General features: G+C 61.5%; 12 protein-coding genes and 1 pseudogene. 5 read left to right on the plus strand and 8 right to left on the minus strand.

Annotated features, from left to right (window positions below; all coding sequences use genetic code 11):
* Positions 1-9 precede the first annotated feature (9 nt).
* Genes EGH23_RS21660 through EGH23_RS21675 form a run of 4 tightly spaced genes read right to left on the minus strand, consistent with a single transcriptional unit; the run spans position 10 to position 4,100 of the window.
* Positions 10-819: an ABC transporter permease gene (locus EGH23_RS21660; RefSeq protein ID WP_220582074.1), complete on the minus strand. Its 810-nt coding sequence runs from the start codon at positions 817-819 to the stop codon at positions 10-12.
* The gene (locus EGH23_RS21665) at positions 819-1,817 is read right to left on the minus strand and encodes an ABC transporter permease (RefSeq protein ID WP_220582075.1); all 999 of its coding nucleotides are present in this window, start codon (positions 1,815-1,817) and stop codon (positions 819-821) included. The genes EGH23_RS21660 and EGH23_RS21665 overlap by 1 nt, the downstream gene beginning before the upstream one ends.
* Complete coding sequence (locus EGH23_RS21670; protein ID WP_220582076.1) at positions 1,814-2,929, minus strand: ABC transporter ATP-binding protein; 1,116 nt, start codon at positions 2,927-2,929, stop codon at positions 1,814-1,816. The genes EGH23_RS21665 and EGH23_RS21670 overlap by 4 nt, the downstream gene beginning before the upstream one ends.
* Positions 2,930-2,984: 55 nt before the next feature.
* A complete protein-coding gene (locus EGH23_RS21675) occupies positions 2,985-4,100 on the minus strand; it encodes an ABC transporter substrate-binding protein (protein WP_328766773.1) in 1,116 nt (371 codons plus the stop codon).
* Between the two features lie 289 nt (positions 4,101-4,389).
* On the opposite strand from EGH23_RS21675, the gene EGH23_RS21680 reads away from it, so the two are divergent.
* The 4 genes from EGH23_RS21680 to EGH23_RS21695 are packed head-to-tail and all read left to right on the plus strand — an operon-like array spanning position 4,390 to position 9,117.
* The gene (locus EGH23_RS21680) at positions 4,390-5,736 is read left to right on the plus strand and encodes an ArgE/DapE family deacylase (RefSeq protein WP_220582078.1); all 1,347 of its coding nucleotides are present in this window, start codon (positions 4,390-4,392) and stop codon (positions 5,734-5,736) included.
* Positions 5,733-6,752: a CoA transferase subunit A gene (locus tag EGH23_RS21685; protein ID WP_220582079.1), complete on the plus strand. Its 1,020-nt coding sequence runs from the start codon at positions 5,733-5,735 to the stop codon at positions 6,750-6,752. Before EGH23_RS21680 ends, EGH23_RS21685 begins: the two co-directional genes overlap by 4 nt.
* Entirely contained in the window at positions 6,752-7,720 is a 969-nt protein-coding gene (locus tag EGH23_RS21690; protein WP_220582080.1) for a CoA-transferase subunit beta, read from the plus strand. The genes EGH23_RS21685 and EGH23_RS21690 overlap by 1 nt, the downstream gene beginning before the upstream one ends.
* Before the next feature lie 11 nt (positions 7,721-7,731).
* Positions 7,732-9,117, plus strand: a complete 1,386-nt coding sequence (locus tag EGH23_RS21695) for an aminotransferase family protein (protein WP_220582081.1) — start codon at positions 7,732-7,734, stop codon at positions 9,115-9,117.
* A gap of 12 nt (positions 9,118-9,129) precedes the next feature.
* Here EGH23_RS21695 and EGH23_RS21700 read toward each other — a convergent pair whose 3' ends face one another.
* From EGH23_RS21700 to EGH23_RS26940, 4 genes are all read right to left on the minus strand, one after another.
* Complete coding sequence (locus EGH23_RS21700; RefSeq protein WP_220582082.1) at positions 9,130-10,725, minus strand: AMP-binding protein; 1,596 nt, start codon at positions 10,723-10,725, stop codon at positions 9,130-9,132.
* 742 nt (positions 10,726-11,467) lie between these two features.
* Positions 11,468-13,822, minus strand: coding sequence for a heavy metal translocating P-type ATPase (locus EGH23_RS21705; protein WP_220582083.1), 2,355 nt, complete (start codon positions 13,820-13,822; stop codon positions 11,468-11,470).
* A 61-nt stretch (positions 13,823-13,883) separates the two neighbouring features.
* Positions 13,884-14,633, minus strand: coding sequence for a helix-turn-helix domain-containing protein (locus EGH23_RS21710; RefSeq protein WP_220582084.1), 750 nt, complete (start codon positions 14,631-14,633; stop codon positions 13,884-13,886).
* 137 nt (positions 14,634-14,770) lie between these two features.
* Positions 14,771-14,905, minus strand: coding sequence for a hypothetical protein (locus EGH23_RS26940; protein ID WP_268899497.1), 135 nt, complete (start codon positions 14,903-14,905; stop codon positions 14,771-14,773).
* 296 nt (positions 14,906-15,201) lie between these two features.
* On the opposite strand from EGH23_RS26940, the pseudogene EGH23_RS27295 reads away from it, so the two are divergent.
* Positions 15,202-15,413: pseudogene (locus EGH23_RS27295) on the plus strand (DUF7342 family protein); the annotation flags it as partial.

The following is a 15,413-nucleotide window of genomic DNA, read 5'->3' on the forward strand; positions in this document are numbered from 1 at the left end:
CGCGTCGACTCAGGCGGACTTCAGGATGAGGTTTTTCCCGAGCGCGATGTCCAGCAGTAGCGGGATAACGACGGTGACGAACATGAGCACCGTCGCCATCGCGTTGATTTTCGGTGTGAGGCTTGTTCGGACCATCGTGTATATCTCGATTGGCGCGGTCACGGTGTCCGGTTGTACCCAGAACTGGGTCGCGGTGAACTCGCCGAAGCTGATGACGAAGGCGAGTAACATCCCTGCACCCAGTCCGGGCATGATCGACGGCAGCGTCACCTCGACGAACGTCTCGAGTTCGTTCGCTCCGAGTGTCATCGCTGCCTCTTCGATGGAGCGATCGAACCCGAACAGCTGTGCTCGAACGGTCACGAACACGTACGGAAGCACCAGCGTCGAGTGGCCGACGATGAGGAACAGGTAGTTCTTCTCCATTCCGATGTTAGTCAGGAACGCCGTGAGCGCGACGCCGATGACGACCGGACTGATAAGCATCGGCAGGAACAGCAGGCTCGAGAGCACGCTCTTGTAGCGAAACTCACGGCGGACGAACCCAAGCGCCGAAACCAGCCCGACAGCGCCCGCTACGACGGCGCTTCCAGCCGCCACGATGAGACTATTGACTAGTGCATCGAGCAGTCGGTCGCTGGCGAGGAACTCTCGGTACCAAGTGAGGCTCAGCCCCTCGGGTGGGAAGCCCGCGTACTGCGTCGGATTGAACGAAATGAGTACCACGACGAGCAACGGTAGCAACAGGAACAGATACAGCAACCCCGTTGCACCTCTGATGGCGTTCCAACGCATATGTTCAGAGAGTCGGACGCTCATCACTCGAACACCTCCTCGAGCCCGACGAACTTGTTGAACACCGTGATGATAGCGAACAGCACCACCAAGTACACTATCGCCATCGCACTAGCTAGCGGCCAGTCGAACGCCTGGCCGAACGTCTTACTGATGAGGTTCGCGACCATCATGTTCGCCGGCCCGCCCAGCAGTGCCGGGGCCATGAAGCTCCCGACTGCGAGGATGAACACGAGGATCGAACCGGCGCTGATTCCGGGCACCGATAGCGGTAGCGTCACCTCGTAGAACGTCCGAAGCGGCGAAGCGCCCATCGTTTTCGCACTCTCTATGTACGCTCCGTCGATCTTGTTGACCGCGTTGTAAATCGGGAGAATCATGAAGGGGAGCAACACCTGTACGAGGCCGGTGATGACAGCTAGGTCGTTGTATAGATAGCCGCTCGAGGACATGCCAATCCAGCCGAGTACCGTGGTGAGCAGGCCCTGGTTACCCAGGACGAGAATCCAGGCGTAGTAGCGGATGATGAGCGGAACCCAGAACGGCAGGACGACGAGCAGCAGCAGTAACGACTGGTACCGGCTCTCGCTCCGACCGAGGAAATACCCCGGGACGTACCCGAGAACCAGCGTCACGGCAGTCGTGATGAACCCGAACTTCAGGGACTGCCAGAGTATCAGCAGGTACGTGTTCCCTATCTCCCATCCCAAGAGATTGACGTTCTGGAGGAGGACTTCCCGGTAGTTCGCCATCGTCGCTTCGTACACGAGCGTACCGCCTGCTCCCCGCTGCCAGAACGATAACATGAGAACGTACGCCAATGGTGCGAGCAGGAATAGCCCCATCCATGCGAGTCCCAGTCCGGCCTGCAGCACGGCAAGCAAACGCTCCCGGCGCTTGACGTACTGGATGCCCTCAACAACCGGGTCCGCACGCAGTACCGCTGTCCAGAGCCGAAACCGTAGCGGCTCATTCGTAGCGGGCCGCAGGTCGTCGGTGCGGGTTTCGTGGCGTTCAGTCATGCAGTGAAGTCACCGCTGTTAGCTTGGGCCTTGGATGTCCCCGGGTCTCGGGCCACGACGAGGTTCTCCGGTGGGACACTAACGTAGACGACGTCGCCGGGCTCAAAGTTCTCAACGTCGGTAAAGCCGTGTTTCGCAACAATGACCTCTGTCCCGTCGTCGAGTCGACAGAAGAACTGCGTCTTCTCTCCTAAGTAGTTCGTCGTCGTTATCTCGGCGGGGAACTCGTTGACTGCGTCGGTCGGCGTTCGCGAGACGTTGAGTTTCTCCGCGCGGAGGAAGACGCTGAGCCGGTCGCCTGGCGTTGAGGCGGTCGACTGGGGAAGCTCGAATGTCATCCCCGAATCGGTGGCGAGGACGGGCGCGCCATCGCCGCTACTGACCTGTCCGGAGAGTTGCGACGACTGGCCAATAAAGTTCGCGACGAACTCCGAGTCAGGGTTTTCGTAGATATCGAGCGGTCGGCCCTGCTGGGAGAGATGACCATCGTCGAGAACGGCGACACGGTCGGACATCGCGAACGCCTCGGCCTGATCGTGCGTAACGTAGATAGTCGTAATGCCGAACTCCCGCTGAATGCGTTCGACTTCGACGCGCATCTGCTCGCGGAGCACGCGGTCGAGCGCCGATAGCGGTTCGTCCATGAGCAATACGTCTGGTTCGAACACGAGCGCGCGCGCTAATGCGACGCGCTGTTGCTGCCCCCCGGAGAGGTCCTCGGGCGACCGATCCGCGACGTCAGGGAGGCGGACACGTTCGAGGACATCCGCGACTCGTTCGCGTCGCTCTGCTTCGGGGACACCACGCATCTTCAGCGGGAAGCCGATGTTCTCGCCGACGGTTTTGTGGGGGAACAGCGCGTAGTGCTGGAACACCATCCCGATTTCCCGCTCGTAGGCTGGGCGGTCAGTGACGTCCTCGCCGTCGATACGGATGGTTCCCTCTGACGGCATCTCGAGGCCGGCAATCATCCGGAGCGTCGTGGTCTTTCCACAGCCGCTCGGACCCAACAGCGAGACGAACTCGCCCTTGTCGGCGGTGAAGCTCACGTCGTCGACCGCGACGACGTCGTCGAACCGTTTCGTAATATTTTCCACTTCAACGTAGCTCATACTTGTAATCTTGTGGTAGGCTGGGTGATTATGGTGCGAGGTAATCGCCTGCGCGTTAGTACTGTCCGAGCTTGATCTGCTCGAATGTCTGATTCCACTCCTCTTGGTGCTCCTCTTTGAACTTCTGGTTCTGGAACTTGAGCCGGTCTCCACCCGTCGGATCGTAGTCCGGGAGGTCCTCGATCTCGCTCGACGTAGCCTTCGTGGCCGGTGGGTACCCGAGTACCGGCGAGAGCTTCTTCATGACTTCTGGACGGTAAGCAAATTGAATGAACTTCTCGGCAGTGTACCGGTGTTTCGACCCCTTGGCAATAGCGAACGTGTCAGACCAGCCGTAGGCTCCTTCTTTCGGAATCGTGTACTTGAGATTCTCGTAGCCGTCTTTCTGCATCGAGAGGATACGCCCGGACCAGCCGTCGCCCAGGACCGCCGTTCCGTTGGAGTAGAGCGTCGTCTGTTCCTGGCCGCTGGTCCAGTACTTCTTGACGAGATCGTGTTGCTCGGCCATCGCGTCGTACACCTTCTGGACGCCCTTCTCGTAGGAGCCGGTATCTCCCTGCATCTTGTTCGGGTCCATTCCCTGTGCGAGCGCGGTCGTGAACATACGCACGAACGCGAACCCTTCCAGCGTCAGCGCGTTCTTGTATTTGGAGTCCCAGGTGAGATTCCAAGAGAACGGCGGCGACCCAGAGACCTCATCTGAGTTGTACACCATGCCAACGGTCCCGTAATAGAGAGGCGCGACGTACGTCTTATCGCCAGTTCCGGCCGGGTCGTACTTCTGGAACGCCGACAATAGGTTCGACCAGGTCTCGATGTTGTCTAAGCGTAGTGGCTCGACGAGATCCTGTTTGACCGCGTTGTACGACCCGGATAGCGACGGCATGATAACGTCGTACGACCCCGCCGGATTCGAGCGGACGTTCGCCAGCATCTTGTCCTGGCTGGAGAAGCTCGATTGCTCGACCGTGACATCGTACTCTTCTTGGAACGGGTTAATGAGGTGTTTCGTTAACGCTTCTTGAGTCGACCCGCCCCACGAATAAAACCGGAGCGTATCCGACAGTTCGTCGTCGCCGGAGCTCGTTCCGGTGGAACCGGTACTACCGGACCCTCCATCGCCGGAGCCGCCGTCGGACCCGCCGCCGAGGCAGCCTGCGAGGCCGAGCACTGTCGCGCCCGCACCGGTTCTGAGGAGCCGACGCCGACTCAGAGACCGACTGTCTCTACTTTCCAGAGAATCTGATTTGCCGCGGTTACCGCTTCCACTGTTCGCCGTATCGTCGGATTCCATGTGTGGTGATTACTCATAGCGCAAGTATAATAAACTTTGGCAAGAGTTTGGTACTCACGCTGGACAGAAAATCTGGTATCGGCGAATCAGCTTACCAGTGGAAAACAACACCAACCATGACACGACGAATATCACACCTAATCAGAACCGCCAGACGGGTGCGACAATGACTATCGAGCGACCGATTGATGCGGAGGTGAGACAGCGCGTTCGAGACGCGGCCGCGGCTCTGACGGACGACGCCGCGGCGTTCACCGCGACGCTGGTGCGCGAGCGAAGCGTCCAGGGTCAAGAAGCGGACGCACAGCAGCACGTCATCGAGAAATTACGGGCACTCGGACTCGAAGTCCAGTTACTCGAAGCCACGGACGTTCCGGATATCGAAGACCATCCTGAGTTCGCGGAGACCGAATACTCCTACGACGGGCGACCGAACGTCGTCGGAACGAAACCGGGAGCCAGCGATGGTCGCTCGCTCTTGTTGAACGGCCACGTCGACGTCGTTCCAGAAGGCGACGACGAGCAGTGGTCGTTCGACCCGTTCGGCGGCGAGATCGCCGACGGGAAAATCCACGGGCGCGGCGCGTCGGACATGAAAGGCGGCGTCGCCGCGATGCTGTTCGCTGTCGAGGCGCTGGAGCGCGCAGGCATCGAACTTGCCGGCGATCTCTCGATCCAGTCCGTCATCGAGGAGGAGGCCGGTGGCTACGGCGGGTCGCTCGCGACGGCACTCGACGGTTGTGACGCCGACGCCGTCGTCATCCCGGAGCCGACTGACTTCGACCTTTGGATCGCGAACGACGGCGTCTCGTACTTCCGAGTGACCGTCGAGGGCCGCGGCGCACACGCAGCCCATACGGATGAAGGCGTCAACGCGATCGGCAAACTGTATCCGATATTTCAGGCGCTACAAGACCTCCATGACCGCCGCAAAGAGACAGTCCACGACGACCTCTTCGAGCGCGAGTACGAGTACACGGTCTCACTCAACCCCGGAACGCTCAGGTCCGGCGAGTGGCCATCGAGCGTCCCGGACGAGGCAGTACTCGAAGGGCGTGTCTCGCACGCGCCCTCGGAGACGCGCGAGGAGATCCGAACGACGGTTGAGGAGACGGTACGCGAGGCAGTCGCGGCCGACCCCTGGTTCGATGAACACCCACCGACAGTCGAGTGGTTCGGCTGGCGCGGAAGTTCGGCCAGTATCTCGCCGGACGAACCAATCGTCAAGACGGTGCAGGACGCGGTGTCGACCTCGCTCGACATCGACGCCACCGCCAAGGGGTTCCCGGGTGGCATCGACACCCGTTTCTTCGTCAATTACGCGGACACGCCGGCCCTTTGTTTCGGGCCTGGTGCGCACAACATCCACGGTACCGACGAGTTCCTCCCGGTAGACGAACTCGAGCAGACGATCACCGGCCTTGCGTTGATCGCGATGGCGTGGTGTGGTTACGAGCAGACTGACGAGCCGTCACGTGATGAGGCCGACGGAACGGCGGAGGTGCCCGAATGACGCACCTCGACCGCGAGACGGGCGACAGCGCGGCCCTCAAACCGAAGAGTATCGCGTCGGGCACCCCGACTGGGTCCCGGAGCCGCCGAGATAAGACGACGGACCTCGAGACGGCCATCGAGCGGTATGTTCCCGACGGGGCGAGCATCGCCTTCGGGGGAATGGGTGGTCGAGACCCGGAGGCTGCGGCCCGCGAAATCGTCCGACAGGAGACGTCGGGGCTCACAGTCCTCGATGACGCGCGCACGACGCTATTTGACATCATGGTCGGCGCCGGTTGCGTCGACCGCTACGTCGGCTCCTGGGTGGGGACAAGTCTCATCTCTCAGGGGCACAACGTCCGCAACGCCGTCGAGAACGGCGTTCCGAACCAGCTGGACATGCGCGATGTCTCGAACTTCGGGTCCTCTCTCATGTTCCTGGCCGGCGCGATGGACGTGCCGTTCGTCCCGACCCGGTCGATGCTGGAGACAGACATCCCCGAGCACAACCCGGACATCGAGGTCGTCGAGGACCCACTCGGCTCTGGTGACGACTTGGCACTCGTCCCGGCGGCGACGCCTGACGTGGCAGTCATCCACGTTCAGCGGGCAGACCCGTTGGGTAACGCACAGATCTGGGGCAACGTCGTCAACGACCACCTCAAAGCACGGGCTGCTGACCACGTGGTCGTTACCTGCGAGGAGGTTGTCTCGACCGAGACGATCCAGCGTCACCCCGAACTGACGAAGATACCGTTCTACGCGGTTGACGCCGTCGTCGAGGTGCCCTTCGGCTCACACCCGTGGCACTGCTACGGCTACTACTACGCCGACCTGCCGTTCTATCGCGAATACGGTCAGCGGTCCCGCGACCGTGAGTCGTTCACGGAGTGGCTCGACGAGTGGATCGTCCCCCACGAGACATATCTCGAACAGATCGGGGCTGAACGACTGGCAACGCTCGAACGGATGGAGGCACAAATCAACGACCTGCCGCCGGTCAGCAGCAGCGACGAATCGATGGAGGGCCGCTGATGACGAGTCGACAAACGCCCCCTGCGGAGGGAACCGACGCGAAGGACCAGCCCCCCGACACCCTTTCCGGGTCAGCTATCGACTACCCGGTCGATGTGGAGCGCCCGCACGAGGCCGCCGAGGACTACTCGCTGACGGAGCTGCTCGCGGTCTCGGCGGCTCACGAAATCGAGAACGGCGAACTCGCCTTTATCGGTGTCGGGATGTCACTTATCTCGGGCGTCCTCGCGAAGCACACCCGATCGCCCGACTGCCAGCTCGTCACCGAGTCCGGCTACGTGGGCTCCCGGCCGCCAGGCGTGGTTCAGTCTATCTCGGATACTGTCCTCGGCGTCGACGCCCTGTTTGCGTCGAACCAGTTCCAGATCTTTACTGACAATCAGCGCGGGCTGTTTGACGTCGGCATTATCGGCGCAGGTCAGATTGACCGCTACGGAAACACGAACTCGACGGTCGTCACCGGCAAGGATGGTACCTACGCTCAACCGAAGGTTCGGCTCCCTGGCTCAGGCGGCAGCAACGACATCATGACCTCCTGTGGCCGCTCGGTCGTAATGATGCGCCAGGACGAACGGGCATTCACTACCGAGCTTGACTACCGGACTGCGCCGGGTCACCTCGACGGCGGAGACAGTCGAGATCGAGCCGGTTTCCGCGGTAACGGACCGAGTGCGGTCCTCACCGATATGGCCGTCTTTCGGTTCGACGACGACGGCGAGATGGTGCTGACCGCCACCCATCCCAATGTCAGCGTCGCCGACGTCCGTGAGGAGGTTCAGTGGGACCTCCAGATCACAGACGACGTGGCGACCACGCCTGAACCCACTCGGGGAGAGATCGCCGTTCTCCGGGCCATCGATCCGACTGACACAGTGTTGCGTGGTAGTGATTACATCTACGAAGTCGGCTTCGAGGAGTGGAGCGAGCGCGTGATGGAACAGTGGAAGACCTTCCAGAACTCACAATGAACAACAGACAGATGACCGACGACAGTACAAGCGACCGAACGACCACGCCCGGCACGGAACTCGGAGGGATGTTTCCCCGGGCTTTCCAGAAAGAGTACGTCACGATCACCCGCGGTGAGGGGCACTACGTCTGGGACGCCGACGGCAACCGATACGTCGACGCCATTGCGGGCAATCAGAACGTCAATATCGGCCACGGCCGTGAAGTGGTTGCCGAAGCCGCCAGAGCACAACTTGAGGAACTGGAGTACGCCTCCAGCATGCTCTTCGCCAACGAACCGGCAATGGAGTACACAGAGAAAATCGCCGAGTTTACCCCTGACGGGTTTGAGCACACGTGGTTGGTCTCTAGTGGATCGGAAGCCAACGAGAGCGCCGTCAAGATGGCCCGGCAGTATCACTACGAACGAGGGAACGAGGGGAAGTACAAGGTCCTCTCCCGCCGGAAAAGCTACCACGGCAACACCGGCATTGCGATGGCGCTGTCGGGCTTTCCGGCCCGCAAGACGAAGATGGAGCCGCTGTTCGACAACTGGCCGAAGGTTCCGAACGGGTCTCCCTACCGATGTGGATTCTGTGATGACGACGGCGGCCGCGCCTGTGGCCGCCGCTGTGCTGACGAAGTGGAGCGTATTATCCAGCAGGAGGGACCAGAGACAGTCGCAGCATTCATCACCGAACCAGTCACCGGTGCCGCGAACGCCGGCGCGTCACCCCACGACGGGTACTTCGAGCGTATCAGGGAGCTCTGTGACGAGTACGACATCCTATTTATCGTCGACGAGGTGATGACCGGGTTCGGGCGGACCGGCGAGAACTTCGCCATCGAACACTGGGACGTGACGCCGGATATCATTACGAGCGCAAAGGGAATGAGCGGCGGCTATTCGCCGATTGGCGGGACGATGCCACACCGACGGGTCGCCAACGTGTTCGAAGACGTCGCAGACGGATTCCAGCACGGTCACACCTACTGTTTTAACCCGGCGTCGGCCGCTATCGGATCAGCAGTCCTCGATTACATGACCGAACGCGACCTCGTCGCGAATGCCCGCGATGTCGGCGGGTACCTGCGCGAGCGATGCGAGGAGTTCTACGAGTACGACATGGTCGGTGATGTCCGCGGAAAAGGGCTCATGCTCGGCGTCGAATTTGTCGCCGATCGGGAGACGAAAGAGCCCCTGGACGCGACCGGCTCGGAGTTCCAATCGCTCCTGTTCGAGACTGGCCTAGACGAGGGCGTGTTGACCTACCCGAGTGGCGGTCACGTCAACGGCAGCGAGGGCGATCATACACTCATTACGCCGCCGTTGACTATCGACCACGGAGCGGCAGATGATATCGTTGACCGCTTACACGCGACGTTCGAGCGAGTCGAGGCGACGCTATCGAACTGAGCGGCCGCCCAATTAGTGAATTGAACGCTCCTCGTCATCCCAGTATCGCTCCCTGATCTCGCTCCGGTCGATCTTGCCGAGATTAGTCGTCGGAAGCGACTCGAGGATCTCGTAGGACTTCGGTCTTTTATACGCCGCCAACCGCTCGTCGGCCACCGCCTCGACACTCTCGCGGTCGATCGTCGTTTCCGCTGGCACCAGCACGGCGTGGACGGCTTCGCCCCACTCCTCGTCTGGAACACCGACAACGATGGCCTCCGCGACATCCGGATGCTCCCGTAGAATCTGTTCGACGGACCGGCCGTAGACGTTCATTCCGCCCGTGACGATGACGTCGCTACTCCGGTCGACTAACGTGAGATAGCCCGCGTCGTCGAGCCTGCCAATGTCACCGGTATACACCCAACCGTCGCGGCGGGTCTCGGCTGTCGTTTCGGGTCGGTCGAAGTACCCCTCGAATGCGTACGGTGCGGCGACGGCGACCTCTCCGGTCTCGCCGGGCGGAAGCGGTTCGTCCGTTTGGGCGTCCCGAACTTCCACAGTCGCTCGGAGGCAGGGCGTTCCCGCGGACTGCAGACGGTCGAGGTCGCCTGCCTCAGCGGCTCTAGCGTGTTCTGCCGGCGGAAACGTCGTGATGAGGTTTGGGACCTCCGTCTGTCCGTAGAACTGGTGAAAGACAGGCCCGATCCGCTCGATCCCCTCTCTGAGCCGGTCGGTCCGCATCGGCGCGGCACCGTAGATAATCCGGGTAAGCGACGAGTGGCCGACGGCTGCGAGGCTATCTGCGTCGAGCAAGCGATAGATCATCGTTGGAACGAGAAATGTCCACGTCACGCCGGCGCGCTCGATAATCTCGGCCGTTTCATCCGGATCGAACTGGTCCCGGATCAGCACTTTGCCACCCCCGAGAAGCGCCGCCAGACAGAACGTTCCGGCCGAGTGCGACAGTGGTGTCGTCAATAACCCGACGTCGTCGTCCGCGAATCCGAACTCGAGCAGATGTGCCTGGAGATTCTCCACGAGGCATCGGTGGGTGTATAGAACCCCCTTTGGCTTGCCCGTCGTCCCGCCGGTATAGAAGTGGCCGGCGATGGCTTCCGGAGAGGGAGAGGGACGATCGAAATCGCCGTCGTGACTGTCGAGGAGGGTTTCGTATCGGTGGACTTCGATACCGTCTATCGAGATCGAGTCGTTGCCGTCGGCACCGACAACAATTACGGTCTGGAGCGAGTCGACCGTCGCCGAGACAGTTCTAAGGGCGTCAAGTCGCGCCGCGTCACAGACGACGGTCTCCGCATCGGCGTCGGAGAGGAGATATCGTAACTCGTCGACGCTGTGCTGTGGATTGAGCGGAAGACGAGCGCCGCCGGCCCGCAGGATACCGATGTCGACGACCGGAACGCTCACGGCGTTCTCGAGGAGAACGCCGACCCGATCTTCGAGTCCGACGCCGAGAGACGCTAGTGCGCTTGCCACCTGCGCCGACCGCTTGTCAATGTCCCCGTATGTTAGTGATTGGGTTCCGTCTTGGAGCGCAGGACGGTCGGCGTATTTCCGTAGAGCCTGATCGAAAAGGCTAGAAAGCGTCTCCGGATACGGCGAACTCATACAGGCGCTGAGCCGCCCACCGTGAAAAATGTTGTAGGAGAGTGCCCACTCGCACGATTCGGTTATCGCTACGGTTGCCGTTTCGAGCGGTTCGTTCGCTGTAAATGCGCCTGACCGCGTTCTCGTTCAGAGGCTCTTTCCTCGCCGGCTGAGAGCGGCAGACAACAAGCGACGACGGAAGTTTAGTCGAAACGGATGGGTTTACTCGTGTTCGAGCGCGTCATAGACGTCGCGGTTCGACTCACGGTCGGCCATTGCGACACGTCGAACTAACTCCCGAAAAGAGGGGGCGCTCCAGGCTCCTGTAACAATAGACCGCAGGGAGCCTTGTCGATTGCCGGATCTGTTCGGCCCAGTCTGCGAGTGTCTCGACCGACTCGACACCGACGAGCGCCCAAGCGCCGTTTGCAGATCTGCGGGCAGTTGCTGGTCCAGCGTCGTCTCGTCTAACCAGTAACCGGTACCACGGTCGGCTGCAGTGTCCTGTGCGGTGCTATCACAGCATCTGTCGGTGGCGTCATCCGTCGTGGGAGCACTATTTGGGTGACACATCACAGCTGGACAAACGAGACGCTATGCCCTCGGTCTTGCTCCCAGTGACGTGGGCGGGTTTATTGGTGCCTGCGCCAGCGATGATAGATCTGATGTCGCCCCAGTCGATGACTGCAACCCGCGCGCTCCTAACCCACGTCAGCTTGATTGACCGTCACAGCATGAAATGGAGAAATCCCATTACGGGCGGTCAGGCGTTGAAGAGCCGGTCAGGCTTCACTCGCGACAGGCGCAGCGCGTTGCCAGTCACGCCGAGGCTCATTCCCATATCACCGATGACGACCGCGACAGCGACGCTGACCAGGCCGAGTGGCACACCGATGGCCAGCAGCGCCTTCACACCGAGACTAACGACGATGTTCTGTCGAATGACGCCGTTGGCCGTGTGCGACAGCGCGTAGAGGTACGGGAGCTTCCCGATATCATCGCCCATCAGGGCTATATCAGCGGTTTCGAGCGCGGTGTCGGTCCCCGCCGCCCCCATCGCAATGCCGACCTCAGCGGTCGCCAGCGCGGGCGCATCGTTGATGCCATCGCCGACCATCGCTACCGCGCCGTACTCCGTCTGTAGTGCGTTGATGGCCGCAACCTTCTCCTCGGGGAGGAGTTCGGCACGGTACTCGTCGACGCCGACCGTCTCGGCGATCGCCCGTGCGGTGCCCTCGTTATCTCCGGTCAGCAGTACCACATGCTCGACGCCCAGTTCGTGGAGTCGCTCGACGGCCCGCTTTGAGGCCGGGCGCACCTCGTCGGCGATAGCGACGACGCCGAGGAGGGCCGTCTCTGTACCAACGACAACGACCGTCTTGCCCTCGCGCTCCAGTGCTGTGAGCGTGTCTGCGGACAGCGACGTGGGAACCGTCGTCGCTTCGACTGGCGTTCCCCCGTCAGTCGCGCCGCGAGCGTGCGTGAGGTCGAAACCCAGCTCCTCGAAGAGGGCGGGCTTGCCCGCGTAGTAGGTTTCACCGGCGATCTCGGCGCGGATTCCCTTCCCCGTCAGACTCTCAAATCGCTCGGGCTCCGGGAAGTCGTCCACGCCGTTGTCGGCTGCGTGGGCGAGAATCGCGTCGGCGATTGGATGTTCACTCCGCTGCTCCAGCCCGGCTGCGTATCGAAGCAGCTCTGTTTCGGTACTGTCGCCAGCCGGCACGACGTCAGTGACAGCGAGTTCGCCTTTGGTCAGCGTCCCGGTCTTATCGAGGGCGACGACATCAACCTCACCCATCGCTTCGAGGTAGTTGCCGCCCTTGATCAGCACGCCGTTCTTTGCGGCGCTGGTAATCCCCGAGACGACGGAGACTGGCGTCGAGATGACGAACGCACACGGACAGGCGATCACTAACAGCGTGAGCCCGCGGATGAACCACGTCTGCCACCCACTACCGAAGACAAGCGTCTGTCCCGCGAGTCCGACCGTGATCGCCTCGTCGATGAGGAGCGGCGGGACGGCCGCGGTCAGGATCGCCAGCACGACGACAGTGGGCGTATAGTAGCCGGAGAATCGGTCGACGAACTGCTCGGTATCGGTCTTCTTCGCCTGCGCACCCTGCACCATCTCGATGATCTGCGACAGCGTCGAATCCGACGCCAGCGACGTGACTTCGACTTCGAGGTACCCCTCCTCGTTGATCGCGCCGGCATACACCTCGTCGCCCTCGCTCTTATCGACGGGAACGCTCTCGCCGGTGATCGGCGACTCATCGACCGCGCTCGTGCCGTCGACGACCGTGCCGTCGAGTGGGATCTTGTCGCCGGGCCGGACGACCACTATCTCACCGACCTGCACGTCGTCGGCTGGGATGGTCACCGCCTCGCCATCGCGCTTGACAGTGGCTTCGTCGGGTGACAGTTCCATCAGTTCACGCAGCGAGTCGCGGGCCCTGTCCATCGCGTAGTCTTCGAGTAGTTCGGCGATGCTAAAGAGGACAGCCAGCGTCGCTGCCTCGACGAAGTAGCCGATGCCGGTCGCAGCGATAATGGCCGTCCCCATCAACAGGTCGATGTCGAGGCTTCGGTTTTTCGCCGAGTAGTACCCTCCGCGGATGACCGGGGAGCCACTGGCGACGACGGCACCGAGAAACAGCATGTCTGCGATGGTCAGCGGATAGTCGAGGACGCTCGCGATAGCGAAATTCTGCCCCGTGAGGCCGAATTCGAAGAGCAGGCCGAGCGTGACGAATACAGCCCCAACCCACGTCTTCTTCGCCCGAGGACTCGTCCAGACGTCCGACGGCGGCGCGATGTCGACGCCAGCGGCCGGCTCATCCGTCTCGTCGTCCGAACCTCCCACGACTTCGTAGCCGGCGGCCTCGATCGCCGCGACCACGTCGGTCTCGCTTGTGCGGTCGGGGTCGTATCTGATGGTGGCCGTGCCGGTGGTCGGCTGGAGTGTGGTCTCGATAATACCGTCGACGCGCTGGAGGCCCTTGTCGACCTTCTGGGCGCATGACGGACAATCCATTTCGGGAACGGCGAGACGAGCAGTTACCTCCCGTCGCTGGCCGCCCCCACCTGTCTGGTCCGCTGTGTCCGGGTTCGCTGTCATTACCCGGAAAGAGGGGGCTCAGTTCGATAAGCTTTCGTTGGAATATTCCAACTGTGTGCCGTCAGATCGACGCTGGCGGTTCCGCCGCCACTCGCTCGCCTGTGACATGCTGTTTTGCCAACTGTTCCTCGGCTCGACGGAGTCGGTAAGTGAGCGTCGATCGTGGCACATCGAGATGCTCGGCCAACTCACTGACGTCGACCTCGCGTGGCGACTCGTAGTAGCCGTGTTCGACTGCTGCCTGGAGTGCGGCCTCCTGTTCGGGCGATAAGTCACTCGATGCCTCGTCATGTCGTCCGGCCGCTGCCATCGTCTCCGCGGTGCGGAGCATCTCCATCTGGGCACACTCGCCGACAGCTGCCCCAAGGTCGTCGAAGAACGCAGCCACGTCGCCCTCACCGGAGTGGATGAGTCGCCACGTGTAGTGGCGGCCCTCGTGCTGTGTCTCGAACAACACACCGTCGCCGAGATGGTCGAGCGCAATGTGGGGGACGGACGCGCAGGTGGGGGTACGTTCCCAGTCAGAGTAGAGGACGAGCGTGTCGTCCGTCCGGTCGAGGACACGGGTCGTCTGTGTGGCGCCACAATCCTCAGTGACAAGACAGTCAGCGTAGTAGTCGCTAGTGAGAAAGGCATCCTCGATAGTATCGAGTGCGTCCGGCGTTCCGGTGGCGTGATCAACACGCCAGAGCTGCTCAGCGGTGGCGTGCAGTGAGAGCGAGCGGACTCGGGCGTCAGGGTGGTCGGCGAGAGCGTCCGCTACCCTGTTACACCCAGGTTCGTATTCGAGGGCGAAGACGAGTTCACGCATACCCACGCGTAGGAGTCCGCTGACCATAACACGTGGGCTCGGTGCTGTTCGTATCGAAGCGAGTTTGATCTACGAGACGACCCCTCCAGTGAGAGGAAAGAGAAAACGATAGAAACGACCACGGTTCGAAAGAGAACCTACTCGCTGGGCGGCGGAAATGGCAAGTAAGACTGCCACCGCGTAATCTGTCCGTTGTCGTTCTCGATGATGAACACCTGTGGGAAATCGACGGTGGTGCCGTCGTGCATCCGATGGCGCGTGTCGACCTCCACAGCAAACGTCTCGTCGTCGTCGGCCCATTCGATACACTGTCCGGCAGTGTAATTCCGTTCCCGCGAGCGTCTCGATGAGCATGTTCAGACTCATGAGCAACGGCAGCGCCGCCTCCGACGTTCCTCGTCGATTATCGTTCCGTAGACGACGACAGCGCCACCGGGTGCCACCGCCTCAGATACCTCCGAGAGAATCGCTCGCGACGAAGTCAACCAGGCGGCGTCCAGCACGCTACTCCAATCAGGAAACTATTCCTCGAACTAAGAACTATATCCTTCACCCTGCAATCCCGAGTATATCCGAGACAGACGCCTATGGTCCGCCCCCCTTCGAGGATGCGTTCAGTAGCGACGACGTCGAACAACGCATCTACGGCACCGTCCTGCAGACCCGAGAGCCGACGACGGCGAGCGCGATCGCCGACAGCGCCGACTGTGACCCCAAGACCGCCCGGAAGTACCTTGGCTGGTTCGACGAGTTGGGAATCGTCACTCGATACGATGGCCA

The organism is Haloarcula nitratireducens (genome assembly GCF_019599505.1).